The following is a 1366-nucleotide window of genomic DNA, read 5'->3' on the forward strand; positions in this document are numbered from 1 at the left end:
CAGCTGGCCGCGTCGCTGGGACGCGTCCCGATCGGCTGGTTCTCCCGGCGCCGCACCGGCGAGCTGGCCAAGGTGGTGGGCGAGGACGTCAGCGCCGTGCACCCGTTCATCGCCCACGCCCCCGGCGAGCTCGTCGCCGCGTTCGTGGTGCCGCTGGTGTCGCTGATCTACTTGTTCACCGTCGACTGGCGGCTCACCCTGATCACGCTGATCCCGGTGGTGATGGCGATAGCGCTGGTTCCGCTGCTGATGCTGCCCGCCAGGACGCGCGAGCAGGAGGCCTACGACGCGGCCATGGGACGGATCGCCAGTTCCGTCGTCGAGTTCGTGCAAGGCATCTCGGTGGTCAAGGCGTTCGGCGGAGGCGAGCGCGCCCACCGCACGTTCCTGACGGCCGCCGACGACTTCGTCAGCATCTTCTCCCGCTGGGTGCGCGGCATGTCCGTGATCGCCGCCGGGATGCAGCTGGCGCTGTCGCCGCCGTTCGTGCTGCTGGTCGTGCTGGTCGGCGGCACGGCACTGATCACCTCCGGCGGCCTGGCCCCGGCGGATCTGCTGCCGTTCCTGCTGCTCGGGCTGGGACTGACCGCTCCGGTGGCGGCGCTCGGCCACGGCTTCGACGACCTGCAGGCCGCCGGCCGTGCGGTCGGCCGGATCAAAGACGTGCTCGCGGTCCGGCCACTGCCCGAGCCCGCCCACCCGCGTCCGCCGCAGGGGCACCGGGTGGAACTGCGTGACGTCCGCTTCGCCTACGACGCCGACCACGAGGCGCTGCGCGGCATCGACCTGGTGCTGGAGCCGGGGACGGTCACCGCGGTCGTCGGGCCGTCGGGAAGCGGGAAGTCCACGCTGGTCCAGCTGCTGCCGCGATTCTTCGACCCCACCCACGGCTCGGTCCTTCTTGGCGGCGTCGATCTGCGTGAGATCGGCAGCCGGGAGCTGCATCGGCAGGTGTCCTTCGTCTTCCAGGACGTCCGTCTGCTGCGTGTCTCGGTCGCCGACAACATCGCGCTGGCGGTGCCGCGGGCCAGCCGCGACGACGTGATCCGCGCCGCCCGGCTGGCCGACATCCACGACCGCATCCTCCAACTGCCGCGCGGATACGACACGGTGCTCGGTGAAGAGACCAAGCTGTCCGGAGGCGAGGCGCAGCGGATCTCGATCGCCCGCGCGCTGCTGGCCGACGCGCCCGTTCTGGTGCTGGACGAAGCGACCTCCTTCGCCGACCCGCAGACCGAACAGGCGGTCCGCCGGGCCCTGGCGACGCTGAGCGGCGACCGCACGATCGTCGTCATCGCCCACCGGCTGGAGACGGTCGCCGACGCCGACACCGTCGTGGTGCTGGAGGACGGAGCGATCGTCGAAC

Annotated in this window: 1 protein-coding gene; it reads left to right on the forward strand. The window is 71.5% G+C overall.

What is annotated here, in order from left to right; translation table 11 throughout:
* Positions 1 to 1366: ABC transporter ATP-binding protein (locus AB0H64_RS44900; protein ID WP_357638076.1), on the forward strand; the 1366-nt coding region annotated here is incomplete at both ends.

The sequence above is a fragment of the Nonomuraea sp. NPDC050733 genome (assembly GCF_040654215.1).
Classification (GTDB): Bacteria; Actinomycetota; Actinomycetes; order Streptosporangiales; family Streptosporangiaceae; genus Nonomuraea.